The organism is Streptomyces sp. WG5 (assembly GCF_049974565.1).
In the GTDB taxonomy this organism is placed as follows: Bacteria; Actinomycetota; Actinomycetes; order Streptomycetales; family Streptomycetaceae; genus Streptomyces.
Window position 1 is genome coordinate 103,465 of sequence record NZ_JBNGGC010000012.1, and the last position, 24,318, is coordinate 127,782.

Below are 24,318 nucleotides of genomic sequence, written 5' to 3' on the forward strand. Positions count from 1 at the left end.
GATCCGGGGGACCGGTGAGGTCCCGGCCGGGAAGTCTCAGGGCCGGACGGTCAGGGGTGCCGGGCCGTCCGGGCAGCCGGTCGGTCAGCGGGCTGCGGACAGGGGGCCGATGCGGTACAGGACCTCGGGCTCGTGCGGCCCGTCGGGGAACAGGTCGGTGTCGAACAGCACCTCGCGCTCCAGCCGGGCGCCGTGCCGCTCGGCGAACGAGGTGAACAGCCGCTGGGACGCGGTGTTGTCGGGTGAGATGGTGGTCTCCACGGTGGTCATCCCGCGTTCCGCGATGGTCCGGGCGGCCAGTCCGTCGAGCAGAGAAGCCGCGAGCCTCCGTCCACGGTAGGCACGGTTCACCGCCACCTGCCACACGAGCAGGGTGTCCGGCCGGTCCGGCCGCATGTAGCCGGTGACGAAGCCGACCGGCACGCCGTGCCCGTCGCGGGCGACGGCCGAGGTGGCGGCGAAGTCCCGGCACCAGAGCAGATAGCTGTAGGACGAGTTCAGGTCGAGGACCTCGGAATCCCTCGCTATCCGCCACAGAGCGGCCCCATCGGCCACTCTCGGACGGTCGATTTGCAGGTCTGCTTGCGCGGCAGTCATGCAAATTGAATTTACCCAGGGAAATTCGAAATTGCATCGCCGGACGGGGTTACGTATGGGCGCGTCGTGTGTTATCACGCGGGCGCGTGCTTCCGCGCGAGAGGGCGGCGGTATGTGCGTTTTGTACGTGTCATACGCCGCAAAACGGGCACCCTGTGGATCGGGTCACAATCACGTAACCCGTGCGGGGCCTGCCCGAAATGCGAGGGTCGAGGTCCGTGAAGTTGTTGTGTTTAAGACCCGGGAAAGCGGGCAGGAGAATACGGGAAGCTGTGCTGAGTGTAATTCGTTAATTCTGTTTGTGTGAGCTTCGGTAATTCCCTTGAGTTCACGCTTTTGAAAGTCCGGGTCCGGTCGGCCGGCCCCAGGCGTCCTCGACGGCCCGCCGGGCCGCCTCCGGATCGGCCTGCAGGCCCTTCTCGGCCAGCGCGGCACCCAGTGCCGCCAGAGAGCCCTGCACGGCTCCGCGCGTCGCCTGCGGGCCGTAGTGGTTGACGCGGATCATCTCCCCGGCCAGCGCGCCCCCGCCCGCCGCCAGCGGCAGCGCCGGATCGGACTCCAGGGCCCGGGCCACCAGACCGGACGCGTCGACACCGGACGGCGTCCGCAGCGTCGTCGCGACCGGCGCCGCGTCCTTCGCCTCGTACACGTACGGCTCCAGGCCGCCGCCCAGCGCGAGCACGCCGGCCCGGGTGGCCGCCGCGGCCGCCGCGTGCCGGGCCGTCACCGTCTCGAGGCCCTCCGCCTCGATGCGCTCCACGCACGCCTCCAGGGCGAGCATCTCCAGCTGCGCCGGCGCGTGCGGCAGCGCCTTGCGCCCGCCGCCGATCCAGCGCTCCCTCCAGTCCAGCAGGGAGAGGTACGACCGGCGGGGCGCCCCGGGGTTCGCCGCCATCCGCGCCCACGCCCGCTCGCTCACCGACACCGCCGACACCCCGGCCGGACCGCCCATCGCCTTCTGGGCGCCGATGACGCACAGGTCCACGCCCCACGCGTCCGGCAGGACCGGCTCGGCGCCCACGGAGGCCACGGCGTCCAGGTAGAAGAGCGCGCCGTGCGCCCGCACCACCTCACCGATCTCCGCGACCGGGTTGGTGTTCCCGGTCGCCGCCTCGGCGTGCACCAGGGACACGAAGTCGATCTCGGGGTGCTCGGCCAGGGCCGCGCGGATCTGCTCGGCGGACACGGCCGTGTGGAACGGCACGGCGAGGTCGTGCACGGTCGCGCCGCAGTCCCGCAGCCAGTCCCCGAACGTCTGGCCGTACGGCCCCGTGACCACGTTCAGCGCGACGGTGCCCGGCCCGGCGGCACCGCGGATCGCACCCTCCAGCGGCAGCAGCGCCTCGCCCTGCATGATCACGACGTCCTGGCCGGTGCCGAGCAGGCGCGCGACCCGGTCCTCGATCGCGGCGAAACGGCCGGCGCTCAGCGGGGCGAGGTCCAGGAAGGGGTGGGTCACTGTGGTGCTCTCTTCGCTCACGGGCAGGTGTACGGCACGTACGGAGTCGAGAGTAACCACGGGCTGCGCCGCCGCTCGCGCCGGAGGTCGTCCGTTGCGACACCCCCACGCCCGGAATTGTGGCTTCCGCCACAGCCGTCGTGATCACCGGGCTGATGGACTCGTACGCGTGTTCGCTCTCCTGCTGCTCCTCCTCGTCGCGGTGGTGACGGCCGCCCTCGTGAGCCGGGGTCCCGGCACGTACCCCCGCGCGCGGCCGGTGCCGGCGGGCGTCGTTCCCGCGCCGCGCAAGCCGGGCGCGCCCTTCCGCGTCGTCGCCGGGGTCGCGGGCGGGGCCGCCGTCCTGCTGTACCTCTGGGGTCTGCTGTGCGTGGGTTTCGCGGCCATGGAGGCGGAGGACGGTGGTACGGGTTCCGCGCCACCGCGGCCCTGCCGTACCGGCGTGCCCCCGGAGCTGTCCGGGCGGGTCATCGACCACTCCGTCTCCTACCTGCCCCTGCGCTTCAGCTGCGAGACCACCGACGGTGACGCCTACGACTCCGCCGACGTCCCCGGCTACGTCAACCCCGGCGTCGCCGTCCTCGCCCTGACCGCCGTCGCCGGTGCCGTCGCGGCCGGATGTGCGAGCGAGCTGCGCGCCCGAGCGTCGGCGCGCGACGGCGGCCGGTGACCGGGCCTTCGAACACCCCCGCGGGCGGGTCTAAGGTGCGGGGCATGAGCGATCGCACGGTGCTGCACGTCAAGGGTCGGGTGCTCGTCGGACCGGAGGAGGTCCGCGACGAGGTGTGGGTGATCGACGGCAGGATCTCCCACGACCGCCCCACCGGCGCCGCCGACGTCCGCACCGTCGAGGGCTGGGCGCTGCCCGGCCTGGTCGACGCGCACTGCCACGTCGGCCTGGACCGGCACGGCGCCGTCCCCCAGGATGTCGCCGAGAAGCAGGCACTGACCGACCGCGAGGCCGGCACCCTCCTCATCCGCGACGCGGGCTCGCCCTCCGACACCCGCTGGACCGACGACCGCGAGGACCTCCCGAAGATCATCCGGGCGGGCCGGCACATCGCCCGCACCCGCCGCTACATCCGCGACTACGCCTGGGAGGTCGAGCCCGAGGACCTCGTCGCGTACGTCGCCCAGGAGGCCCGGCGCGGCGACGGCTGGGTGAAGCTGGTGGGCGACTGGATCGACCGGGACCTCGGCGACCTGTCCGCCTGCTGGCCGCGCGGCGCCGTCGAGGCCGCGATCGCCGAGGCCCACCGCCTGGGCGCCCGCGTCACCGCGCACTGCTTCGCCGAGGACTCCCTGCGCGACCTGGTCGAGGCCGGCATCGACTGCGTCGAGCACGCCACGGGGCTGACGGACGACACGATCCCGCTCTTCGCCGAGCGGGGCGTCGCCATCGTGCCCACCCTCGTCAACATCGCCACCTTCCCCGCGCTCGCCGACGGCGGCGAGTCCCGGTACCCGCGCTGGTCGGCCCATATGCGTCGGCTCCACGAACGCCGCTACGACACGGTGCGGGGCGCCTACGACGCCGGGGTCCCGGTCTTCGTCGGCACCGACGCGGGCGGTTCCCTGGCCCACGGCCTGGCGGCGGCGGAGGTCGCCGAACTGGTCACCGCGGGCATCCCGCCCGTCGAGGCCCTCGCCGCGACGACCTGGGCCGCCCGGCGGTGGCTCGGCCGTCCCGGCCTGGACGAGGGCGCGCCGGCGGACCTGGTGGTGTACGACGAGGACCCGCGCGCGGACGTGCGCGTGCTCGCCGCCCCGCGCCGGGTGGTGCTGAACGGGCGGGTCGTCGGTTAACCGGAGCGATCCGTCGGCGCCCCGCGCGCCGACGTGGCCGGCGGCGGCGCGACGGCGACGGGCGAAGGGCGATGGACGAAGGCGACGGCGCCGGGCAGCGGCTGGGCGGCGGCCCCGTACGTCGCGGCCGGCACCGCCGGCCGGGGTGCCGTAGCCCCGGGCTGCCGCCGCCCGCCGCCGGCGTCCGGGATACCGGCGGCGGACCCCGGGGCGTCCGCGGCGGGCTCCCGGGGGAGGGGCGTACGCCTCAGGCCGGTTCCGTCACCGCCCGCCCCAGCGCCCGCAGGAAGCCGTCCGTCGTGGCCCGGTCCCGTACCGCCAGGCGCAGCCACTCCTCGCCCAGCCCCGGGAACGTGTCCCCGCGCCGTACCGCGTACCCGAGGTCGCGCAGCCGGTGGCGTACCGAGGCCGCGTTCGGCAGGCGGACGAGGACGAAGGGGCCCTCGGCGGGCTCGGCGACCCGCACCCCGGCGCCGGCGAACTCCGCCAGCCCGGCGACGAGATGGGCCCGGTCCGCGGCGATGTGGTAGGCGGCGTGCGCGGTCTCCGCCAGCGCCGGTGGTGCCACGCACACCTCGGCCGCCGCCAGCGCGGGCGTGGACACGGGCCACAGCGGCTGGGCGCGCTCCAGGGCGGTGACCGTCTCCGGGTCCGCCAGGACGTATCCGATGCGCAGCCCGGCCAGCCCCCACGTCTTGGTGAGGCTGCGCAGGACGACCAGCCCGGGTACGTCCGTGCGCCCGGCCAGCGCCTCCCGCTCGCCCGGCACCGCGTCCATGAAGGCCTCGTCCACGACCAGCGTCCGCCCGGGACGGGCCAGTTCCGCGATCGCGGCCGCCGGGTGCAGCACCGACGTCGGGTTGGTCGGGTTGCCGATCACCACCAGGTCCGCGTCCTCGGGGACGGCCGCCGGGTCCAGCCGGAAGCCGTCCGCCTCCCGCAGCAGCACCCGGTCGACCGTGTGCCCCGCGTCCCGCAACGCCGCCTCCGGCTCCGTGAACTGAGGGTGCACCACGACCGGCCGGCGCACCTTCAGGGCCCGCGCCAGCAGCACGAACGCCTCGGCCGCGCCCGCCGTCAGCAGGACCCGCTCCACCGGCAGCCCGTGCCGCGCCGCCACCGCCGCCCGCGCGGCCCGCCCGTCCGGGTAGGCCGCGAGGGAGCCGAGGGAGGCGGCGACATGGTCGCGCAGCCAGTCCGGCGGCGTGCCCGCGCGCACGTTCACCGCGAGGTCCACCAGGACCGAGCCGTCGTCGCGGACCTCGGCGTCCCCGTGGTGCCGCAGGTCGGGGCCCCCGGAACCGGCCCGGTCCCCGGCCTCAGTGTGCATGGGAGTGTGCGTGTCCATGCCCGTGATGGTGCCCGTGGTGGTGATGGCCGTCGTCGTCGGGGTGGAAGTGCGGCTGCTGCGGCAGCCCCACCTTGTCCTCGAACCCGGGCAGCGCGATCCGGTACACGCAACTGTCGCAGTTCATCCGGAGGTCGCCCTTGACGGCCTCCTCGTACCGCTCCCACACCAGGTCGAGCAGCTCCGGCTCCGGCCCGATGACGTCGGCCGACCGCACCTCGGTCTCCGGGTGGGCGGCGGCCCACTCCTCGGTCTGGTGCCTGACCCGGTCCGGGAGGATGCCGGTGAACAGGAAGTACGGCAGGACCACGACCCGCCGCGCCCCGAGGCGCACGCACCGGTCCAGGCCGCCCGGCACGTCCGGCTTCGCCAGCGACACGAACGCCGTCTCCACAGCGCCGTACCCGCGCCCCTCCCACAGCAGCCGCGCCGCCTTGAACACCTCCGCGTTGGCGTCCGGGTCCGTCGAGCCGCGCCCGACCAGCAGCACGGTCACCTCGGCGGGGTCCCAGGACGGGTCGACCGCCTGGGCCAGCCGCCGCTCCAGCACCCGCAGCAGCGCCGGGTGCGGGCCCAGCGGACGGCCGTACGTGTACGCGATGCCGGGGTGCCGCTCCTTCTCGCGGGACAGCGCCGCCGGGATGTCACCCTTGGCGTGTCCGGCGGAGACCAGCATCAGCGGCACCGCGGCGAACCGGCGCACCCCGCGCTCCACCAGTTCGGCGACCGCCTCGCCCAGCGGCGGCGGGGACAGCTCGATGAAGCCGCCCGCGACGGGCAGTTCGGGGTGGCGGCGGCCCAGCTCGCGCACGAAGTCGCGGAACGCCTCGGCTCCGGCCTCGTCCCGGGTGCCGTGTCCGGCGATGAGCAGGGCGGGCGGCGGGGTGGTCACGATTTCTCCTCGAATGGCGAATCGGAGTACGAAGTGGGGTGGTACAGCAGGGCGTTGAGCGCGGCGGCGGCGACCGCCGAACCGCCCTTCTCGGACACGTTGCTGACGGCGGGCAGCCCGCTCTCGCGCAGCGCGGCCTTGGACTCGGCAGCGCCGACGAAGCCGACGGGCAGACCGATGACGAGCGCCGGGTCGGCGTCCAGGGTGAGCAGTTCCTCCAGGGCGGTCGGCGCGTTGCCGATCACCCAGAGGGCCCCGGGACCGACCTGCTCGTACGCGAGCCGGATCGCGTGCGCCGAACGGGTCAGATCCGGCCCGGCCACGGCGTCCCTCAGCTGGCAGACGGTCTCCCGCCGGGTGATCCCGGCCGCGACCATCTCGACGTCCACCACGACGGGCGCCCCGGCGTGCAGAGCGGCGTACGCCCGCTCCAGAGCGGCCTCGTCGGTGACGAGGTCGGTCGCGTACTCCAGGTCGGCGGCGGAGTGGATGACCCGCTCCACCACCGCCCGGGTCAGCGGCGGGAAGTGCGAGGTGTCCAGGCGGGCGCGCAGCCGCCGGTAGGACTCCTGCTCGATGGGGTGGACGACACGGCTCACTTGGGCTCCTCCTGCCAGCGGTAGCCGCGCGGCGTCACCATGCGCCCGGCGATCTCGCGGGTCGCGGTGTTGCCCACCGTCACGACCGTCATCATGTCGACGGTCGCCGGGTCGAGAGCGGCGAGCGTGGTGAGCCGGCTGGACTCGTCGGCGCGCGACGCGTTGCGTACGACACCCACCGGCGTCGCCGGCTCCCGGTGCTCCGCGAGGATTGCCAGCGCCTTGGGCAGCTGCCAGTCCCGGCCCCGGCTGCGCGGGTTGTAGAACGTCACGACGATGTCCGCCTCGGCCGCCGCCCGCACCCGCCGTTCGATGACCTCCCACGGCGTGTGCAGGTCGGACAGGCTGATCGACACGTGGTCGTGGCCGAGCGGCGCCCCCAGGATCGCCCCGGCCGCCAGTGCCGCCGTCACGCCCGGCACGCCGACCACGTCGATGTCGTCGGACGCCTCCGCCAGCGCGGGCGACGCCATGGCGTACACCCCGGCGTCCCCGCTCCCGATCAGCGCCACGGCGTGCCCGCGCCGGGCCTCCTCCACCGCGGTCCGGGCCCGCTCCTCCTCGGCGCCGAGCCCCGACTCCAGGACCCGCGTGCCGGGCCGCAGCAGGTCGCGGATCTGGTCGACGTACTGGTCGAGGCCGACCAGCACGGAGGCCCGCCGCAGCTCGGCCTGCGCGCGCGGCGTGACCAGGTCCCGGGCGCCCGGCCCGAGCCCGACCACCGCGAGCCGCCCGCGCCCCGGCCGCCGTACGACGGCGCAGGTCGCCATCGCGGGAGCCGCCGCCGACTTCCGCTTGGGCACGAGGAGTTCGCCGCCGCGCACCAGCGCCGCCGCCTCGGCGACCGACGGCGTGCCCACGGCCGCGAGCGGGGCGTCGGAGGGGTTGGGCACCTCGACACCCGCCAGCTCGCCGGCGGCGTACGTCACCAGGGGCACGCCCAGCCGCTCGGCGGCGCCCACGATGCCGGGCTCCTCCGCCTTGGCGTCCACGGTGGCCAGCTCGGCGACCGACGCGGCGGACAGCCCGGCGTCCCGCAGGGTGCCCTCCACCAGCCCGAGCACCTCGTCGACCGGCGCCCCCTTGGACGCGCCGACGCCGACGACCAGGGACGGCGGACGCAGGACGGCCTCGTGCTCGGTCCGCTCCACCAGGCGGTCCGTCAGCCGGATCGTGTACGCCCCGTCCTCGGCGACCGGCAGCGGCGGCAGCGGCCAGGACACCTCCGACCGCAGCGCGACCGCCTCGCCGTCCAGCAGGGCGCGCGAGACCCCGGCGACATCTCCCTCCACGGGCAGCCCGAGGGTGTCCAGGCCGGGCAGGCCCACGGCGTCCGTCGCCGTCGTCACCACCGGCTCGGCGCCCAGCACCTCACCGACCGCGCGGGCGAGTTCGTTGGCGCCGCCCGCGTGGCCGCCGACCAGCGACACGGCGAACCGCCCGCCCTCGTCGACGCACACCACACCGGCGTCGGTCCGCTTGTCGTCCAGCAGCGGCGCCACGAGCCGGACCACGGCCCCCGTGGCCAGGAAGCACACGAGCTGCTCGCACTCGGCGAACGCGGTCCGCACGGCGTCCGCGACGGGACCCCCGTACACGCGCGTGCGGTCCGGCCACGCCGCGGCCAGCCGGTCCCGCGCCGCAGCTCCCGCCGCGGTGGCGGAAATGAGGCCGATCAAGGGGCAACTCCTTCGGTACGGCTGTGCGGCCTCACGCCCCACAGCAGGAAGACGGGATTGGTCGCCGCGAGCCGGGTCACGTCCCCCGGCAGCGGCGCGAGCCGGGACGACTGCAGCAGCACCCCGTCGCACTCCAGTCCGGCGTCGAGCAGTGCCTGGCGGGCCGCCGGCACCCGGTCCAGCGCGGCCATGGCGACGACCACGGTCCGCCGCGCCCGCTGCGCGCACCGCGCGACGATCGCGGGCAGTTCGCGCCCGCCGCCGCCGACGAACACGGCGTCCGGGTCGTCGTCCAGGCCGGACAGCGCCGCGGGTGCCGCCCCGTGCACCACCCGGACGTCGACGCCGTGCGCGGCGGCGTTGGCGCGGACGCGCCCGGCACCGTCCGGCGTCTTCTCGACGGCGGTGACGGCGGCGCCGAGCCGCGCGCACTCCACGGCGACGGACCCGGAGCCCGCGCCGACGTCCCAGACCAGGTCGCCGGGACGGGGCCCGAGCCGGGCCAGCGCCAGTGCCCGCACCTCGAACTTCGTGATCATCGAGTCGCGGTGCGCGAACGCGGCCTCGTCCAGCGCCCACCCGGCGGGACCCGGCTGAGGCCCGGCGACCGTCCGTACCGGGGCCGGCGCCCGTGCCTCGTCCAGGCACAGCACCACGCTCACCGCCGTCCCCCAGTCACGGACGGCGGCCTCGGCGGGCGCCACCCGCTCCACGCGCTCCTCGGCGGAGCCCAGCGCGGAAGCGACGACGAGGACCCGCGCGTCGGCCCGCAACGCGGCGCCGAGCTCCGCCGGACCCGCCCCGGGGCCCGTCAGCACGGCGACCTTCGGGTGGGCCCGGCACAGGTTCACCGCCGTCCGCAGGTCCCGCCCGTGCGCGCTGGCCACCACCGCGTCGTCCCACGGCAGCCCGGCCCGCGCGAACGCGGCGGCGACGGAGGAGACACCGGGCCGGACGTCGAGCCGCTTGGGCCCGAACCGCTCGGCCAGCACCCGCACGATCCCGAAGAACCCCGGGTCACCGGAGGCCAGCACGACCACCCGCCGCCCCTGCGCGACGTACTCCGCGACCGTGTCGAGGGCGGGCGCGAGCGCCCCGAGCACGACCCGCTCGGCACCGTCCGGCAGCCGTACGGCGTCCAGGTGGCGCCGCCCGCCGACGACCAGCTCCGCACCGGCGGCGACGTCCTCGCCGGGCGGCGCGCCGGCGCCCATCCCCACCACGGTGATCACGTGCTCGCACCCCGTGTGCGCAGCTCCCGGCGCGCCCGGGGGTCGGCCTTGCGGTAGCCGTGGAAGTGCCCCGGGTGGTACAGGTGCGAGCGGGTGCCGTGCGCGTCGAGGGCCGGGCCGACCAGGAACAGCGTGTGCTTCCAGAGCTTGTGCTCCTTGACCGTCTCCTCCAGCGTGCCGATCGTGCACCGCACGACCAGCTCCTCCGGCCACGTGGCCTGGTACGCGACGACGACCGGCGTCTCGGTGGGGTAGCCGCCCTCCAGCAGCTCCCGCACCAGCTGGCCGCTGCGGGCCGCCGACAGGAAGATCGCCATGGTGGTGCCGTGCTTCGCGAACTCGCGGACCTCCTCCCCGGGCGGCATCGGCGTCTTGCCGCCGCCGAGCCGGGTCAGGACGACGGACTGCGCGACCTCCGGGACGGTCAGCTCCCGCTGCGCGAGCGCGGCGACCGCGGAGAAGGCGGAGACGCCGGGCACGATCTCGGTCGCGATGCCGATCTCCGCGCACCGGTCGAGCTGTTCCTGCGTACCGCCCCACAGGGCCGGGTCGCCGGAGTGGATGCGGGCCACCCGCAGCCCCTCCCGACGCGCCCGCCGGTAGACGGCGACGACGTCCTCCAGCGACATCGTCGCCGAGTCCAGCACCTCCGCGTCCCCCCGCGCGTGCTGGAGGACCTCCGCCTGGACCAGGCTCGCCGCCCAGATCACGACGTCGGCCTCGGCGATGGCACGCGCGGCGCGGAACGTCAGCAGGTCGGCGGCGCCGGGGCCGGCACCGACGAAGGTCACCTTGCCGCCGGGGGCCTCGGCCGCGGCAGCCGGGGCGGCCGGAGAAACCTCGGAAGCCTCGGTGGCCACGGAAGCCTCGCAAGTCACGGAAGCCGTCGACGTAGTCACGGAGGCTTCGGGAGTCACGGAAGCCGTCGAAGCAGTCACGGAGGCTTCGGGAGTCACGGAAGCCTCGGGAGCCGCGGAAGCCTCGGGAGCCATGGGAATCGGTCCTCTCCTACGCATATTTACTGCGGTTGCTGCTGTGGTGCGCACGGATACGCGCTCTGATCGGATAGCAAGGGCCCATGGCGGTCTTCGTAGCGCTCGGCGCGTTCCTGATGACGCTGGCCGGCGGCTGGACGGCACAGCGCGTGACCGACCGGCGCCACCTGGTCCTGGGCCTGGCCGGCGGCCTGATACTGGGCGTGGTCGGCCTCGACCTGCTGCCGGAGGCGCTTCAGGCGGCGGGCGGCGAGGTGTTCGGCGTGCCCGAGGCGCTGCTGCTCTTCGTCGCCGGATTCCTGCTCGCGCACCTCGTGGAACGCCTGCTGGCCGCCCGCCGCGCCGCGCACGGCGCCGACGAACACGGACAGCGCTCGCCCCAGGTGGGCCTGACGGCCGCCGCCGCGATGGTCGGCCACAGCGCGATGGACGGCGTGGCGATCGGCGCGGCCTTCCAGGTCGGCGGCGGGATGGGCGCGGCGGTCGCGATGGCCGTGATCGCCCACGACTTCGCGGACGGCTTCAACACCTACACGCTGACCAGCCTGTACGGGAACGCCCGCCGCCGCGCGATCGCGATGCTGGTCGCCGACGCCCTGGCACCCGTGGCCGGGGCCGCCTCCACCCTGCTCTTCACGATCCCGGAAGGCGCGCTCGGCGCGTATCTCGGCCTCTTCGGCGGCGTGCTGCTCTACCTCGCCGCCGCCGAGATCCTCCCCGAGGCCCATCACGAGCACCCCGCCCGCCCGACCCTGCTGTGCACGGTCGCCGGCGCGGCCTTCATCTGGCTGGTGGTGGGCATCGCCGAGTGAGCGGCGGCCTCCCGGACGGACGGTCACAGCTTCCCGCCCCGCCCGCCCTCGCGCCGGGCGGGCGCGATGAGCGTCGACAGATAGGGCAGCGGCGCCCCGTCCAGGTCCGCCGCCGCCCGCAGGGACTCCTCCGGCAGCCCCAGCGCCGACCCCCACACGGCGTCGTCCAGCCGCCCGGTCTCCCGCAGCGCCTCGGCGACCTCGGCGGCCTGCCGGCCGAACTTGTAGGCGACGACCGTGCCGGGCCCGTTCAACGCGTCCTTGAGCACGGCGGACCCCGCGGTGACCGGCACCAGGGTCAGCGGCTCGGTGCCCTCCGTCAGCACGGCACCCGACCGCGCCGCGAGGTCCTGCATGGCGGTGATGCCGGGCACGGTCTCCACGACGGTGCCCGGCACGAGGCCGCCGACGGTCTGCGCGAGATAGGTGAAGGTCGAGTACACGTTGGGGTCGCCGATGGTGGCGAAGGCGACGCGGCCGTGCTCCCGCAGCAGCCCGGCCACCCGCTCCCCGGCCGCGTCCCAGGCCGCCTCGCGCCGCGCCCGGTCGGTGCGCTCGTTGAGCGCGAACACGACCCGTACGACCTTCTCGGCGCCCACGTAGTGCAGCACGGTGGCCTCGGCCCGCCCCCGCTCTCCCGTGTCCATCACGGGTACGACGACGACGTCGGCGGCCCTCAGCGCGTTGACCCCCTTGACGGTCACCAGCTCCGGGTCCCCGGGCCCGACTCCCACACCGATCAGCCTGCTGCTCATGACGTCCGGCACCTCTCCACGAACCGACGGGCGACACCGGGCTCGGACGCCCAGTGCGTGTGCAGATAGCTCGCGTGCACACCGCGCTCCACAAATCCCTCGACGCGCCGCTCGGGCGCCCGTATCCCCCACGCCGGCGCCGCCCCGGCCCCCGGCTCCACGACCGTCCGGTGGAACTCGTGCCCCCGCATCCGCGTCCCCGCGACGGCCAGCGCGCCGCCGGACACGGCGACGGCGTCCCGGTAACCCAGCGTCAGCCGCTCCGACATCCGCGCGGACGCGTCCAGCACCCCGCACATGGGCAGCCCGTCCAGCTCCCGGCACAGGTACAGCAGCCCCGCACACTCGGCGGCGACCGGCGCGCCGCTCAGCGCCAGCCCGGCGACGGACTTCCGCAGCCCTTCGTTGGCGGACAGCTCCGCGGCGTACACCTCGGGGAACCCGCCTCCGATCACCAGCCCCCGGGTCCCCTCGGGCAACTCCTCGTCCCGCAGCGGATCGAAGACGACGACCTCGGCCCCGGCGGCGGCGAGCAGCTCGGCGTGCTCGGCGTACGAGAACGTGAACGCCGCCCCACCGGCCACAGCGACCACCGGCGCGCGCGGGGGTTCCTCCACCGGGGGAGCCGCGGGGAGCACCTCGCCCGCGTCCCAAGCCGCGCAGGAGAGCGCCCCGGCGCCGCGCGCCAGCGCGACCAACGCCTCCAGGTCGCACCCGTCGGCGACTTGCGCGGCCATCGCGGCAACGGCCTCGACCGCCTGCGAACCCCGCTCGGCGACCGGTACCAGTCCCAGGTGCCGCGACGGCGTCTCGACCTGGGCGGCCCGCCGCAGGACCCCGAGCACCGGCACCCCCGCCGACTCCAGCGCCTCCCGCAGCAGCGCCTCGTGCCGGTCCGACCCGACCTTGTTGAGGATCACGCCCCCGACCCGCACCTCCGGGTCCCAGGACGCGAACCCGTGCACCAGCGCCGCCACCGACCGCGACTGCGACGACGCGTCGACGACGAGTACGACGGGCGCCCGCAGCAGCTTGGCGGCCTGGGCGGTGGACGCCAGCTCGCCTTCGCCGGCGGCCCCGTCGTAGAGCCCCATCACGCCCTCGACGACGGCGATGTCGCAGCCGCGCGCCCCGTGCAGGAACAGCGGCCCGACCAGCTCGGGTCCGCACAGGTAGGCGTCCAGGTTCCGCCCCGTCCGCCCGGTGGCGAGCGCGTGGTAACCGGGGTCGATGTAGTCGGGGCCGACCTTGTGCGGGGACACGGCGAAGCCGCATGCGGCGAGAGCGGCCATCAGCCCGGTGGCGACGGTGGTCTTGCCGCTGCCCGAGGAGGGGGCGGCGATGACCAGCCGGGGCACGGACGCGGCCGGCGAGGAGGGCGGAGCCGGCGAGGTCACCACTCGATGCCCCTCTGCCCCTTCTGCCCCGCGTCCATCGGGTGCTTGACCTTGGACATGTCGGTGACGAGGTCGGCGAACCCCACCAGCTTCTCCGGAGCGTTCCGCCCGGTGATCACGACGTGCTGCGTCCCGGGCCGCTCCCGCAGCACGGACACGACCTCGTCGGTGTCGATCCACCCCCAGTGCATCGGGTAGGCGAACTCGTCCAGCACGTACAGCCTGTACGTCTCGGCGGCCAGGTCGCGCTTGACCTGCTCCCAGCCCTCCCGGGCCTTCTCCTCGTTGGTCGAGTTGTCACCCTGGATGTCCCGCTGGACCCAGGACCAGCCCTCGCCCATCTTGTGCCAGTCGACGGACCCGCCCTCACCGCTGGCGCCCAGCACCCGCAGCGCGTTCTCCTCGCCGACCTTCCACTTCGCCGACTTGACGAACTGGAACACCCCGATCGGCCACCCCTGGTTCCAGGCCCGCAGCGCCAGCCCGAAGGCGGCGGTGGACTTGCCCTTGCCGATGCCCGTGTGCACGACGACCAGCGGACGATTACGGCGCTGACGCGTCGTCAGGCCGTCGTCCGGTACGACACTCGGCTGTCCCTTCGGCACTACGCGGCCCTCCTCGTTCCTTGCACGTCCCTGACCAGCCCGGCGATCGAATCCGCCCGCAGCCCGTCCAGCGTCACCGCCGTACCGCCCAGCTCACCCGCGAGCCGCCCGGCCAGCCCGAGCCGCACCGGCCCCGCCTCGCAGTCCACGACCACCGAGGCCGTGCCCTCGGCGGCGAACAACCGGGCCGCCCGTCCGGCGAGGGCGACCGGCTCGGGGCCGCCGGTGGCCCGCCCGTCGGTCACCACGACCACCAGCGCCCGCCGTGCGGGGTCCCGCAGCCGCTCCACCCGCAGCACCTCATGGGCGCGCAGCAGCCCGGCCGCCAGCGGCGTCCGCCCGCCCGTCGGCAGCGACTCCAGCCGGACCGCCGCGGCGTCCACCGAAGACGTCGGCGGCAGCGCCACGTCGGCCGCCGACCCGCGGAAGGTCACCAGCCCCACCTTGTCCCGCCGCTGGTAGGCGTCCAGCAGCAGGGACAGCACGGCGCCCTTGACGGCGCTCATCCGCTGCCGCGCGGCCATCGACCCGGAGGCGTCGACCACGAACAGCACGAGGTTGCCCTCACGCCCTTCCCTCGTCGCCTGTCGCAGATCGTCGCGCCGCACCACCAGCCCCGGGCCGCTGCGCCCCCGCGCCCGCTGGTGCGGGGCGGCGGCCTGCACGGTCGCCGCCAGGTGCAGCTTGGTCAGTGCCCCCTGCGGCCGGCGGGCCCCGGTCGTCCGCCCGTGCTCGGTCCGCGCCCGCGACCGCCGCCCGGCGGCCCCCTCGCCCAGCCCCGGCACGCTCAGCACCTTGGCGCGGAACGGCTCGGCGGCCCGTACGGGGGACTGCTCACCGGCACCACCGGAAGGCCGCGGCTCCCCGCCCTCCCCGGCCTCGGGGCGCGCGGCGGCGTCACCGTCACCGGCCGGGGCGTCGTCGGGCTCCGGCTGACCACCCGGGCCGCCGGGACCGTCGGGGCCCGGGTCGGGATCGTCGTCCCCGCCGCCGTCCCCGTCCTGCCCGCCGAACTCCTCCATCGTCTCGTCGAGCTTGTCCTCGTCGAGGCCCGGCGCGTCGAACGGATTGCGCCGCCGCCGGTGCGGCAGCGCCAGCAGCGCGGCCTGCCGCACGTCCTCCGCGAGCACGTCCGTCCGCCCGGCCCAGGCCGCCAGCGCGGTCGCGGTCCGCGCCATCACGATGTCGGCGCGCATGCCGTCCACCTCGAACGCGGCACAGGTCGCCGCGATCTGCCGCAACGCCCCGTCCCCGAGCCGCACCGACGGCAGCAGCTCCCGCGCCGCCACGATCCGCGCCCGTACGGCGGCCTCCTCGTCCGCCCAGCGCGCGGCGAAACCGGCCGGGTCGTCGTCGTACGCCAGCCGGCGCCGTACGACCTCCACCCTCAGGTCGGGCTCGCGCGAGGCGGCGACCTCGACGGTGAGGCCGAACCGGTCCAGCAACTGGGGCCTCAGTTCGCCCTCTTCAGGATTCATGGTGCCGACGAGCAGGAACTTCGAGGCGTGCCGCACCGACACGCCCTCGCGCTCGACGTACGAGGCGCCCATCGCCGCCGCGTCCAGCAGCAGGTCCACCAGGTGGTCGTGGAGCAGGTTGACCTCGTCGACGTACAGGATGCCCCGGTGGGCGTCGGCCAGGAGGCCCGGCTCGAAGGCCTTCACGCCCTCCGCGAGCGCCCGCTCGATGTCCAGGGCGCCCACCAGCCGGTCCTCGGAGGCGCCGACGGGCAGCTCGACCATCCGGGCCGGCCGGGAGCCCGAGGCGCCCGGCTCGTGCGGTCCGTCCGGGCAGCCGGGGTCGGGGGAGTGCGGGTCGCAGGAGAAGCGGCACCCGGAGACGACGTCCACCTCCGGCATCAGCGCCGACAGCGCACGCACGGCCGTGGACTTGGCGGTGCCCTTCTCGCCGCGCACCAGCACGCCGCCGACCGCCGGGGAGACGGCGTTCAGCAGCAGCGCGAGCCGCAGGTCGTCCTGCCCCACGACGGCCGTGAACGGGAACGGGGTACTCACTTCTCGTCGCCCTCCAAGTCGCCCTCGAGCTCCAGATAGGTGGCGCGCAGCCGCTCCAGGGTCTCCGCGTCCGGTTCGGCCCACAGGCCGCGGTCGGCCGCTTCCAGCAGCCGCTCCGTGATGCCCCGCAGCGCCCACGGGTTGGACTTCTTCATGAAGTCCCGGTTCTCCGCGTCGAAGACGTACTCGGCGCTGAGCTTCTCGTACATCCAGTCGTCCACGACCCCGGCCGTGGCGTCGTACCCGAAGAGGTAGTCGACGGTCGCCGCCATCTCGAAGGCGCCCTTGTAGCCGTGCCGGCGCATCGCCGCCATCCACCGCGGATTGACGACCCGCGCGCGGAAGACCCGGTGCGTCTCCTCGCCCAGCGTCCGCGTCTTGACCTGGTCGGGAGTGGCCGAGTCGCCGACATACGCCTCGGGGGACTCCCCGGTGAGGTGCCGCACCATCGCCACCATGCCGCCGTGGTACTGGAAGTAGTCGTCCGCATCCGCGATGTCATGTTCGCGCGTGTCGACGTTCTTCGCCGCCACCGCGATCCGCCGGAACGCCGTCTCCATGTCCCCGCGCGCCGCCCGCCCGTCGAGTCCCCGCCCGTAGGCGTAGCCGCCCCACACCGCGTACACCTCGGCGAGGTCCGCGTCGGAGCGCCAGTTGCGGGCGTCGATCAGCGGCAGCAGCCCGGCACCGTACGCGCCCGGCTTGGAACCGAAGATGCGCGCGGTCGCCCGGCGCCGGTCGCCGTGCTCGGCGGTGTCCTCGTCGGCGTGGGCGCGCACGTAGTTCTGGTCGGCGGGTTCGTCCAGCTCCGCGACCGCCCGCACCGCATCGTCGATCAGCCCCACGACGTGCGGGAACGCGTCGCGGAAGAAGCCCGAGATGCGCACCGTGACGTCGACGCGCGGCCGGCCCAGCTCCGCCGGGGGCACGATCTCGAAGCCGGTGACCCGGCGCGACGCGTCGTCCCAGACCGGACGGCAGCCCAGCAGGGCCAGGATCTCGGCGATGTCGTCGCCCTGGGTGCGCATCGCGGACGTGCCCCACACCGTGAGGCCGACGGACTGCGGGTACTCGCCGGTGTCGCTCAGGTACCGCTGGATCAGCGAGTCGGCGAGGGACTGGCCGACCTCCCAGCTCAGCCGGGACGGGATCGCCTTCGGGTCGACGGAGTAGAAGTTCCGGCCGGTCGGCAGGACGTTGACCAGGCCGCGGGTCGGGGAGCCCGACGGTCCGGCCGGGACGTAGCCGCCGTCCAGGGCCCGCAGGATGTGCCCGATCTCGTCCGTGGTCCGGGCGAGCCGCGGCACGACCTCGGTGCAGGCGAACTCCAGCACGGCCACCGCGTCGGGCAGTTCGGCGCGCAGCACCTCGCGCACCAGGGCCGGTACGGCCGCGGTGTCCCACGCCCGCGCCTCCATGCCCTCCGCGAACCGCCGGCACAACTGCTCCAGCAGGTCGATCGCGTCGGCGGCCGACCGCGCCGGGCCGTCCACCAGGTCCGTCAGCTCCACCGGCACCTTCACGGGAGCGCCGGGCTCGGCCAGCAGCTCCTTCTCCACCAGCCCGAAGTGCTCGGCGAGGGACGCCCGCAGACCCGGCAGCGCGTTCGCCTGCCCGCCCCACACCTGCGAGGCGCGCAGCACCGCCAGCACGAGGTTGACGCGCGGCTCGCCGACCGGGCCGCCGCCCAGGATGTGCAGGCCGTCGCGGATCTGCACGTCCTTGATCTCGCACAGGTAGCCGTCGATGTGCATGACGAACTCGTCGAACGCGTCGTCGTCCGGCTGGTCGTCCACGTGCAGGTCGTGGTGGAGCTCGGCCGCCTTGACCAGCGTCCAGATCTGCGCGCGGACCGCCGGTGCCTTCACCGGGTCCAGGTCGGAGACGAGCGCGTACTCGTCCAGCAGCTGCTCCAGCTTGGCCAGGTCGCCGTAGGTGTCGGCACGCGCCATCGGCGGCACGAGGTGGTCGACGACCGTGGCGTGTCCGCGCCGCTTGGCCTGGGTGCCCTCGCCGGGGTCGTTGACGATGAACGGGTAGATCAGCGGCAGGTCGCCCAGCACCGCGTCCGGCGCGCAGCCGGCGCTCAGCCCGAGGCCCTTGCCGGGCAGCCACTCCATCGTGCCGTGCTTGCCCATGTGCACGATCGCGTCGGCGCCGAAACTGTTGTCCAGCCAGCGGTACGCGGCCATGTAGTGGTGCGACGGCGGCATGTCGGGGTCGTGGTAGATCGCGATCGGGTTCTCGCCGAAGCCGCGCGGCGGCTGGATCATGACGACGACGTTCCCGAACTGGAGCGACGCGAGCACGATGTCGTCCCCGTCCACGTACAGCGAGCCCGGCGGCTCGCCCCACGCCTCCCGCATGGCTCCCTTGAGGTCCGGGTCGAGCTTCTCGAACCACGCCCGGTAGTCGGCCAGCGGCACCCGCGCGGGCGCGGCGGCCAGCTGGTCCTCCGTCAGCCACTCGACGTCGTGGCCGCCCGCCTCGATGAGCCGGTGGATCAGCTCGTCGCCGCCGGACGGGTACTCGGTCAGCGCGTACCCGGCGTCCCGCAGCGCGTCCAGGACCCGCACCGCCGACGCCGGGGTGTCGAGACCGACCGCGTTGCCGACGCGGGAGTGCTTGGTCGGGTACGCGGTGAAGACCAGCGCGAGCTTCTTGTCGGCGTTCGCCTTGTGCTTCAGGGCCGCGTGCCGTACGGCGATCCCGGCGACCCGGCCGGCCCGCTCGGGGTCGGCGACGTACACCGGCACCTCGTCCGGCCCCTGCTCCTTGAAGGAGAACGGCACCGTGACCAGGCGCCCGTCGAACTCCGGGATGGCGACCTGCATCGCCGCGTCCATGGGGGAGAGGGCGGCGTCGGACGCCTCCCACGCGGCGCGCGACGAGGTCAGGCAGAGCCCTTGCAGCACCGGGACGTTCAGGTCGGCCAGCGCGCCGATGTCCCAGGCCTCCTCGTCGCCGCCCGCCGACGCCTGCGAGGCGTGCGTGCCGCCCGCCGCGAGGACGGTGGCGACCAGGGCGTCGGCCCGGCCCAGCAGCTCGTACAGCCCGGCGTCCGCGCCGCGCAGCGAACCGCAGTACACGGGCAGCGCGTTGGCGCCGTGGGCCTCGATCGCGTCGCACAGCGTGTCGACGAAGGCGGTGTTGCCGCTGAGCTGGTGGGCGCGGTAGAAGAGCACGCCGACCGTCGGGCGGCCCTCGGTGAACGCCCGCTCGCCGTGGAGGCCGTACTCCGGCATCTTCTCCGGCTCGTCGAAGCCCTCGCCGGTCAGCAGCACCGTGTCCGACAGGAAGCGCGCCAGCTGCGTGAGGTTGGCGGGGCCGCCCTCGACGAGGTAGCGCAGCGCCTCCGCCACGACCCCGGCCGGCACCGACGACTCCGCCATGAGCTCCGCGTCCGGCACGCTCTCGCCGCCGAGCAGGACGGTCGGGACGCCGGCGGCCTTCAGCGCGGCGAGCCCGTCCTCCCAGGCGCGCTTCCCGCCGAGCAGGCGTACGACGGCGACGTCCGCGCCCTCGACGAGCCCCGGCAGCTCCTCCGTCACGTCGACCCGGGTCGGGTTGCCGATGCGGTAGGCGGCGTCCGACGCTCGGGCCGCCAGCAGGTCCGTGTCGGCGGTGGACAACAACAACACTGTGCTCATGCGGGCGCTCCTGGTGGAATGAAGGGCAGTCCTCGGGGCGCGCCGGACTCGATGAGCCGCCACAGCGCGTCCGTGTCCGCGTGCTGGTCGATGAGGTCGCCGAGCCGGTCGAGCTGCTCCTCGCGGAGCGCGGCGAACGAGGTGTCGGGAGCCGGTACGAAGCGGCGGCCCGCGGCGGCGGCCACCTCGCGCAGGAACGCCCTGCGGAAGCCGTCCGACTCCAGTGAGCCGTGCCAGTGCGTGCCCCAGGCCTGGCCGACCCGGCAGCCGTCCAAGAAGGGCTCGCCCCCGGTCACTTCGGCGACCCCGTGGTGGATCTCGTACCCCTCGACGTGTTCGCCGAGGGCCTCGCCCACCGGCCGCGTGAGGGTCTTCTCGCGCGCGAACCGCACGCGCACGGGCAGCAGTCCGAGCCCGTCCACGTGCCCGGCGCGGGACTCGACGTCGTCCTCGATGTGCTCGCCGAGCAGCTGGAAACCGCCGCAGATGCCGAGCACGGGCCGCCGCTCGGCCACCCGGCGCGCGATGGCGTCCGCGAGCCCCCGCTCCCGCAGCCACTCCAGCGCCCGGACCGTCCCCCGCGTCCCCGGCACGATGACGAGATCCGCGTCGGCCAGCTCCTCCGGCCGGTCCACGAAGCGCACCACGACACCCGGCTCGGCGGCCAGCGCGTCGACGTCGGTGAAGTTGGACATCAGCGGGACCGCGCAGACGGCGACCCGCAGCACGTCCTCGCCGACGGGCGGCGTGACGACCGACTCCCGCACCGTCCCCCGCAGCGAGACGCGCAGCCCGTCCTCCTCGTCGATGCCGAGCCCGTGCCGGAAGGGCAGCACGCCGTACGTCCGCCGCCCGGTCAGGCCGTGCAGCATCTCCAGCCCCGGCTCCAGCAGCGAGACGTCACCGCGGAACTTGTTGACGAGGAACCCGGCGACCAGCGCCTGGTCCTCGGGCGCCAGCAGCGCCACCGTGCCGAAGAAGGACGCGAAGACGCCCCCGCGGTCGATGTCGCCGACGACGAGGACGGGGAACCCGGCGCCCCGGGCGATCCCCATGTTCACGATGTCGGTCCGGCGCAGGTTGATCTCGGCCGGACTGCCCGCCCCCTCGCAGATCACCGCGTCGTACGTGGCCCGCAGTTCGGCCAGACAGTCCAGCACGGTGCCGAGCAGCCGCTGCTGCCGTCCGCCGTGGTAGCCGCGGGCGCTCATCTCACCGACCGGCTTGCCGAGCAGCACGACCTGGCTGCTCTGCTCGCCGCCCGGCTTGAGCAGCACCGGGTTCATCTGCGCGGTCGGCTCCACGCGGCACGCCTGGGCCTGCATGGCCTGCGCCCGCCCGATCTCGGCGCCCTCGCGGGTGACGAAGGAGTTCAGCGACATGTTCTGCGCCTTGAAGGGCGCGACCTTGACGCCCTGACGCACCAGCCAGCGGCAGATCCCGGCGGTGACGACGCTCTTGCCGGCGTCGGAGGTGGTGCCGGCGACGAGGAGGCCACCGCTCATGAGTCACGTCCCTGTGTGAGTACCCGGCGGCCGAGCAGCCGCGCGCCCGCGCACACGCCGAGCGCCAGCCAGCCCACGCGCCGGGAGAGCCGCACGGCACGGTCGATGTCGCCACCACCGGCCCGGACGGCGCGTCCCGCCGCCCCGTTGAGGACGGGCCGGTGCTCGACCCGCCCGCCGTAGGAGAGCGTCCCGCCGAGCCGCACGCCCAGGGCGCCCGCGAAGGAGGCCTCCACGGGACCGGCGTTGGGGCTCGGGTGCTGCGCGGCGTCGGCGCGCCAGGCCCGTACGGCACCCCGCGGATCGCCGCCGGCCACGGTGGCCAGGACGGCGGTCAGCCGGGCGCCGGGCCACCCCGCGAGGTCGTCGAGGCGGGCCGAGGCCCAGCCGTAGCGGCGGTACTCGGTCGACTTGTGGCCGACCATCGCGTCCAGCGTGTTCACGGCCCGGAAGCCGACCAGCCCCGGCACCCCGGCCACGGCACCCCACACCAGGGCGCCCACCACCGCGTCCGAGGTGTTCTCGGCGACGGACTCCACGACGGCCCGGGCGATCCCGTCGGCGTCCAGCGCCTGCGGGTCCCGCCCGCACAGGTGCGGCAGCCGCGCGCGGGCCGCCTCGACGTCGCCGGCCTCCAGGGCACGGCCGATGGCGCTCGCCTCGCGGGCGAGCGAGGTGCCGCCGACCACCGACCAGGTGGCGGCGGCGGTCAGCGCGACGGAGGCGGCGGGGGAGCGGCGTACGGCGCGGGTGGCGGCCAGCCCGAGGGCGGCGGCGCCACCGGCGCACACGGCGGTGTGCAGCGCGCCCCACCCGCGGTGGTCACGCCACAGCACCCGTTCCACGGCACCGGCGGCACGGCCGAACGCGGCGACCGGGTGTCCGCGGCGCGGATCGCCGAGGAGGAGGTCACCGAGGAGGCCGGCGGCGGCGCCGTACGCGAAGACGCGTTCGGCACGCACGGGGCTCAGCCGGTCACACGGTCAGGGAAGAACCTGGTGCTGAACGTCGATCGGCAGCCGAGCATGGCGGTATGTCCTCACTCAGGGTGTCCGCGCCCTGGTTCGAAGAGACCGGCGGTGAGAGTTCCTGGCTCCCGGGGATCCTTCCCCGGTCACAGTGGCGGGACCGCGCCGGATTCGCACCGGGCTTCCTCTCCTGCCGCCGTATTGGCTCCGGAAGTCCACCACGGCCCGCGAACACCAGTCAACCTGGCGTTGACCTGCGGCGGGGGAGTGTGCGAAGGCCCACACGCGGGCGGTGTGCGCCGGCACGAGAAGAAGGCGGGGCGCGGGACGGTCGGAGTCCGTCCCGCGCCCCGCCTCACGGGTGTGCGCGGAGGGTCGGGTGACGTGCGTCGGTCGTACGGCCCTCGCGGGCGGGCGGCCTTCGCGGTCGGGTGACGACCGTCGTGGACCGGGCGACGACCGGCGTGGGTCAGGCGACGATCAGATAGATCCCGTACGCCACCGCCGCCGCGCAGGCCGCGAAGCACGCGTACGCGCCGGTGACCGCGAGGGCCGCGGAGCCGCCCTGCGCGGCGGCCCGCTCCTGGCGGGAGAGGCCGGTGATGCCGAGGGTGAACAGGCCCACCAGGACCACGGTGGCCACGAGGCTGACCCCGAAGACGGAGCCGAGAGCTGCCCAGTCGATGCTCATGGAGGTTCGCTTCCTTCGTACCCGGGGCGCGGGCTCAGACGGTGGTGGTGGCCGACGGGGCCTTGGAGTCGGACGCGGAGGCCGCGACGGTGCCCGCCAGGTCCTCGGTGACGCCCGCCGGGGGCGGGGACACGGCGGCCATCGCCGTGGTCACCACACCGGACGGCTCGGGCTCGTCGACGACGTTGGTGTGGTCGACGACCTCGCGCCGGGAGACCTTCCAGATGGCGGCGCTGGAGGCGACCAGGAAGACGGCGACGAGGGCGGTGCCCCAGTCACCCAGGCCGCAGACCCACTCGGCGATCGCGGCGACCAGGGCCGCGGCCGGCAGGGTCAGACCCCAGGCGACGAACATCCGGGTGGCCGTGGACCAGCGCACCACGCCGCCCTTGCGGCCGAGGCCCGCGCCCATCACCGCGCCGGAGACCGAGTGGGTGGTGGAGAGGGAGAAGCCGAGGTGCGAGGAGGCCAGGATGACCGTGGCGGCACTGGTCTGTGCGGCGAAGCCCTGCTGCGGCTGAAGGTCGGTCAGGCCCTTGCCCATGGTGCGGATGATGCGCCAGCCGCCGAGGTAGGTGCCGAGCGCGATGGCGACGCCCGCGGAGAGGATGACCCACAGGGGCGGGTCGGAGTCGGGGGCGAGGGAGCCGCCGGCGACCAGGGCCAGGGTGATGATGCCCATCGTCTTCTGCGCGTCGTTGGTGCCGTGCGCCAGCGAGACCAGCCCGGCGGAGGCGATCTGCCCGGCGCGGTAGCCCTTCGCGGCGGCCCGGCCGTCGGCCTTGCGGCCGAGCTTGTACGTCAGTCGCGCGCCGAGCAGCGCCGCGACTCCCGCGACGATCGGGGCGGCGATCGCCGGGATCAGCACCTTGGTGACGAGCGCGTCGCCGTTCACCGCGCCGACGCCCGCCGAGGCGACCGCGGCACCGATCAGGCCGCCCATGAGGGCGTGCGAGGAACTGGACGGGAGCCCGACCAGCCAGGTCAGCAGGTTCCAGAGGATCGCGCCGACCAGGGCGGCGAAGATGACCTCGGGACGGATGCCGGTCTCGTCGACGAGACCCTTGGAGATCGTGTTGGCGACCTCCACCGAGAGGAAGGCGCCGACAAGGTTGAGGACGGCGGACATCGCCACCGCCACCTTGGGCTTGAGCGCACCGGTCGAAATGGTCGTTGCCATCGCGTTCGCGGTGTCGTGGAAACCGTTCGTGAAATCGAACGCGAGTGCGGTTACCACCACAATCGCGAGGATCAGCGAGAAGCTTTCCATTTACCCAGGCAATCGTTCGAGGTCATTGGCTGGACGAACGTAG

Annotated in this window: 20 protein-coding genes and 1 riboswitch; of the genes, 3 read left to right on the forward strand and 17 right to left on the reverse strand. The window is 74.6% G+C overall.

Features of this window, described 5'->3' with window-relative positions:
• Nucleotides 1-84: 84 nt before the first annotated feature.
• Entirely contained in the window at nucleotides 85-597 is a 513-nt protein-coding gene (gene ectA / locus ACP4IX_RS14930; protein ID WP_426519319.1) for a diaminobutyrate acetyltransferase, read from the reverse strand.
• Nucleotides 598-925: 328 nt separating this feature from the next.
• Nucleotides 926-2,056, reverse strand: a complete 1,131-nt coding sequence (locus ACP4IX_RS14935) for a pyridoxal-phosphate-dependent aminotransferase family protein (protein WP_426555867.1) — start codon at nucleotides 2,054-2,056, stop codon at nucleotides 926-928.
• Between the two features lie 169 nt (nucleotides 2,057-2,225).
• Between ACP4IX_RS14935 and ACP4IX_RS14940 the strand changes: the two genes are divergently transcribed.
• Nucleotides 2,226-2,726 (forward strand): hypothetical protein, encoded by a 501-nt coding sequence (locus ACP4IX_RS14940; protein WP_426519321.1) that lies wholly within the window; start codon nucleotides 2,226-2,228, stop codon nucleotides 2,724-2,726.
• Between the two features lie 44 nt (nucleotides 2,727-2,770).
• The gene (locus ACP4IX_RS14945; RefSeq protein WP_426555760.1) at nucleotides 2,771-3,862 is read left to right on the forward strand and encodes an amidohydrolase family protein; all 1,092 of its coding nucleotides are present in this window, start codon (nucleotides 2,771-2,773) and stop codon (nucleotides 3,860-3,862) included.
• A gap of 247 nt (nucleotides 3,863-4,109) precedes the next feature.
• Here the strand turns inward: ACP4IX_RS14945 and cobC are convergent, their stop codons facing one another.
• The 6 genes from cobC to cobM are packed head-to-tail and all read right to left on the reverse strand — an operon-like array spanning nucleotide 4,110 to nucleotide 10,403.
• On the reverse strand, nucleotides 4,110-5,210 hold the full coding sequence (cobC, locus tag ACP4IX_RS14950) for an Rv2231c family pyridoxal phosphate-dependent protein CobC (RefSeq protein WP_426555761.1): 1,101 nt from the start codon (nucleotides 5,208-5,210) through the stop codon (nucleotides 4,110-4,112).
• Nucleotides 5,182-6,102: a sirohydrochlorin chelatase gene (locus tag ACP4IX_RS14955; RefSeq protein ID WP_426519327.1), complete on the reverse strand. Its 921-nt coding sequence runs from the start codon at nucleotides 6,100-6,102 to the stop codon at nucleotides 5,182-5,184. The genes cobC and ACP4IX_RS14955 overlap by 29 nt, the downstream gene beginning before the upstream one ends.
• Nucleotides 6,099-6,701, reverse strand: a complete 603-nt coding sequence (locus ACP4IX_RS14960; protein WP_426555762.1) for a precorrin-8X methylmutase — start codon at nucleotides 6,699-6,701, stop codon at nucleotides 6,099-6,101. The genes ACP4IX_RS14955 and ACP4IX_RS14960 overlap by 4 nt, the downstream gene beginning before the upstream one ends.
• Nucleotides 6,698-8,380, reverse strand: coding sequence for a precorrin-3B C(17)-methyltransferase (cobJ, locus tag ACP4IX_RS14965; RefSeq protein WP_426519331.1), 1,683 nt, complete (start codon nucleotides 8,378-8,380; stop codon nucleotides 6,698-6,700). The genes ACP4IX_RS14960 and cobJ overlap by 4 nt, the downstream gene beginning before the upstream one ends.
• On the reverse strand, nucleotides 8,377-9,612 hold the full coding sequence (gene cbiE, locus ACP4IX_RS14970; protein ID WP_426555763.1) for a precorrin-6y C5,15-methyltransferase (decarboxylating) subunit CbiE: 1,236 nt from the start codon (nucleotides 9,610-9,612) through the stop codon (nucleotides 8,377-8,379). The genes cobJ and cbiE overlap by 4 nt, the downstream gene beginning before the upstream one ends.
• Entirely contained in the window at nucleotides 9,609-10,403 is a 795-nt protein-coding gene (gene cobM / locus ACP4IX_RS14975; RefSeq protein WP_426555868.1) for a precorrin-4 C(11)-methyltransferase, read from the reverse strand. The genes cbiE and cobM overlap by 4 nt, the downstream gene beginning before the upstream one ends.
• Nucleotides 10,404-10,690: 287 nt before the next feature.
• Here cobM and ACP4IX_RS14980 point away from each other — a divergent pair, with 287 nt between their 5' ends.
• Nucleotides 10,691-11,419 (forward strand): ZIP family metal transporter, encoded by a 729-nt coding sequence (locus ACP4IX_RS14980; protein ID WP_426519335.1) that lies wholly within the window; start codon nucleotides 10,691-10,693, stop codon nucleotides 11,417-11,419.
• A gap of 23 nt (nucleotides 11,420-11,442) precedes the next feature.
• On the opposite strand, the gene cobI is transcribed toward ACP4IX_RS14980, so the two are convergent.
• The 9 genes from cobI to ACP4IX_RS15025 all read right to left on the reverse strand — a co-directional run bounded on the left by cobI (nucleotide 11,443) and on the right by ACP4IX_RS15025 (nucleotide 24,275).
• A complete protein-coding gene (gene cobI / locus ACP4IX_RS14985) occupies nucleotides 11,443-12,174 on the reverse strand; it encodes a precorrin-2 C(20)-methyltransferase (RefSeq protein ID WP_426519337.1) in 732 nt (243 codons plus the stop codon).
• Nucleotides 12,171-13,571, reverse strand: a complete 1,401-nt coding sequence (locus ACP4IX_RS14990; RefSeq protein WP_426555764.1) for a cobyrinate a,c-diamide synthase — start codon at nucleotides 13,569-13,571, stop codon at nucleotides 12,171-12,173. Before ACP4IX_RS14990 ends, cobI begins: the two co-directional genes overlap by 4 nt.
• Nucleotides 13,568-14,176, reverse strand: coding sequence for a cob(I)yrinic acid a,c-diamide adenosyltransferase (cobO, locus tag ACP4IX_RS14995; protein WP_426519341.1), 609 nt, complete (start codon nucleotides 14,174-14,176; stop codon nucleotides 13,568-13,570). The genes ACP4IX_RS14990 and cobO overlap by 4 nt, the downstream gene beginning before the upstream one ends.
• Entirely contained in the window at nucleotides 14,176-16,191 is a 2,016-nt protein-coding gene (locus tag ACP4IX_RS15000) for a putative cobaltochelatase (RefSeq protein WP_426519343.1), read from the reverse strand. Before ACP4IX_RS15000 ends, cobO begins: the two co-directional genes overlap by 1 nt.
• Entirely contained in the window at nucleotides 16,188-19,841 is a 3,654-nt protein-coding gene (gene cobN, locus ACP4IX_RS15005) for a cobaltochelatase subunit CobN (RefSeq protein WP_426555765.1), read from the reverse strand. The genes ACP4IX_RS15000 and cobN overlap by 4 nt, the downstream gene beginning before the upstream one ends.
• Nucleotides 19,838-21,346: a cobyric acid synthase gene (locus ACP4IX_RS15010; RefSeq protein ID WP_426555766.1), complete on the reverse strand. Its 1,509-nt coding sequence runs from the start codon at nucleotides 21,344-21,346 to the stop codon at nucleotides 19,838-19,840. The genes cobN and ACP4IX_RS15010 overlap by 4 nt, the downstream gene beginning before the upstream one ends.
• Entirely contained in the window at nucleotides 21,343-22,308 is a 966-nt protein-coding gene (locus ACP4IX_RS15015; RefSeq protein ID WP_426555767.1) for a cobalamin biosynthesis protein, read from the reverse strand. Before ACP4IX_RS15015 ends, ACP4IX_RS15010 begins: the two co-directional genes overlap by 4 nt.
• A 102-nt stretch (nucleotides 22,309-22,410) precedes the next feature.
• Nucleotides 22,411-22,549, reverse strand: a riboswitch (cobalamin riboswitch).
• Nucleotides 22,550-22,783: 234 nt separating this feature from the next.
• On the reverse strand, nucleotides 22,784-23,005 hold the full coding sequence (locus tag ACP4IX_RS15020; protein ID WP_426519351.1) for a hypothetical protein: 222 nt from the start codon (nucleotides 23,003-23,005) through the stop codon (nucleotides 22,784-22,786).
• Between the two features lie 34 nt (nucleotides 23,006-23,039).
• Complete coding sequence (locus tag ACP4IX_RS15025) at nucleotides 23,040-24,275, reverse strand: anion permease (protein ID WP_426519353.1); 1,236 nt, start codon at nucleotides 24,273-24,275, stop codon at nucleotides 23,040-23,042.
• Nucleotides 24,276-24,318: the final 43 nt, after the last annotated feature.

Excerpts from the sequence above, each read along its gene's own strand:
- ectA (WP_426519319.1), bottom strand. The coding sequence starts at position 597 with ATGACTGCCGCGCAAGCAGACCTGCAAATCGACCGTCCGAGAGTGGCC.
- cobI (WP_426519337.1), bottom strand. The coding sequence starts at position 12,174 with ATGAGCAGCAGGCTGATCGGTGTGGGAGTCGGGCCCGGGGACCCGGAG.
- ACP4IX_RS15025 (WP_426519353.1), bottom strand. The coding sequence starts at position 24,275 with ATGGAAAGCTTCTCGCTGATCCTCGCGATTGTGGTGGTAACCGCACTC.
- ACP4IX_RS15010 (WP_426555766.1), bottom strand. The coding sequence starts at position 21,346 with ATGAGCGGTGGCCTCCTCGTCGCCGGCACCACCTCCGACGCCGGCAAG.
- cobC (WP_426555761.1), bottom strand. The coding sequence starts at position 5,210 with ATGGACACGCACACTCCCATGCACACTGAGGCCGGGGACCGGGCCGGT.
- cobN (WP_426555765.1), bottom strand. The coding sequence starts at position 19,841 with ATGAGCACAGTGTTGTTGTTGTCCACCGCCGACACGGACCTGCTGGCG.
- ACP4IX_RS14945 (WP_426555760.1), top strand. The coding sequence starts at position 2,771 with ATGAGCGATCGCACGGTGCTGCACGTCAAGGGTCGGGTGCTCGTCGGA.
- ACP4IX_RS14980 (WP_426519335.1), top strand. The coding sequence starts at position 10,691 with ATGGCGGTCTTCGTAGCGCTCGGCGCGTTCCTGATGACGCTGGCCGGC.
- ACP4IX_RS15020 (WP_426519351.1), bottom strand. The coding sequence starts at position 23,005 with ATGAGCATCGACTGGGCAGCTCTCGGCTCCGTCTTCGGGGTCAGCCTC.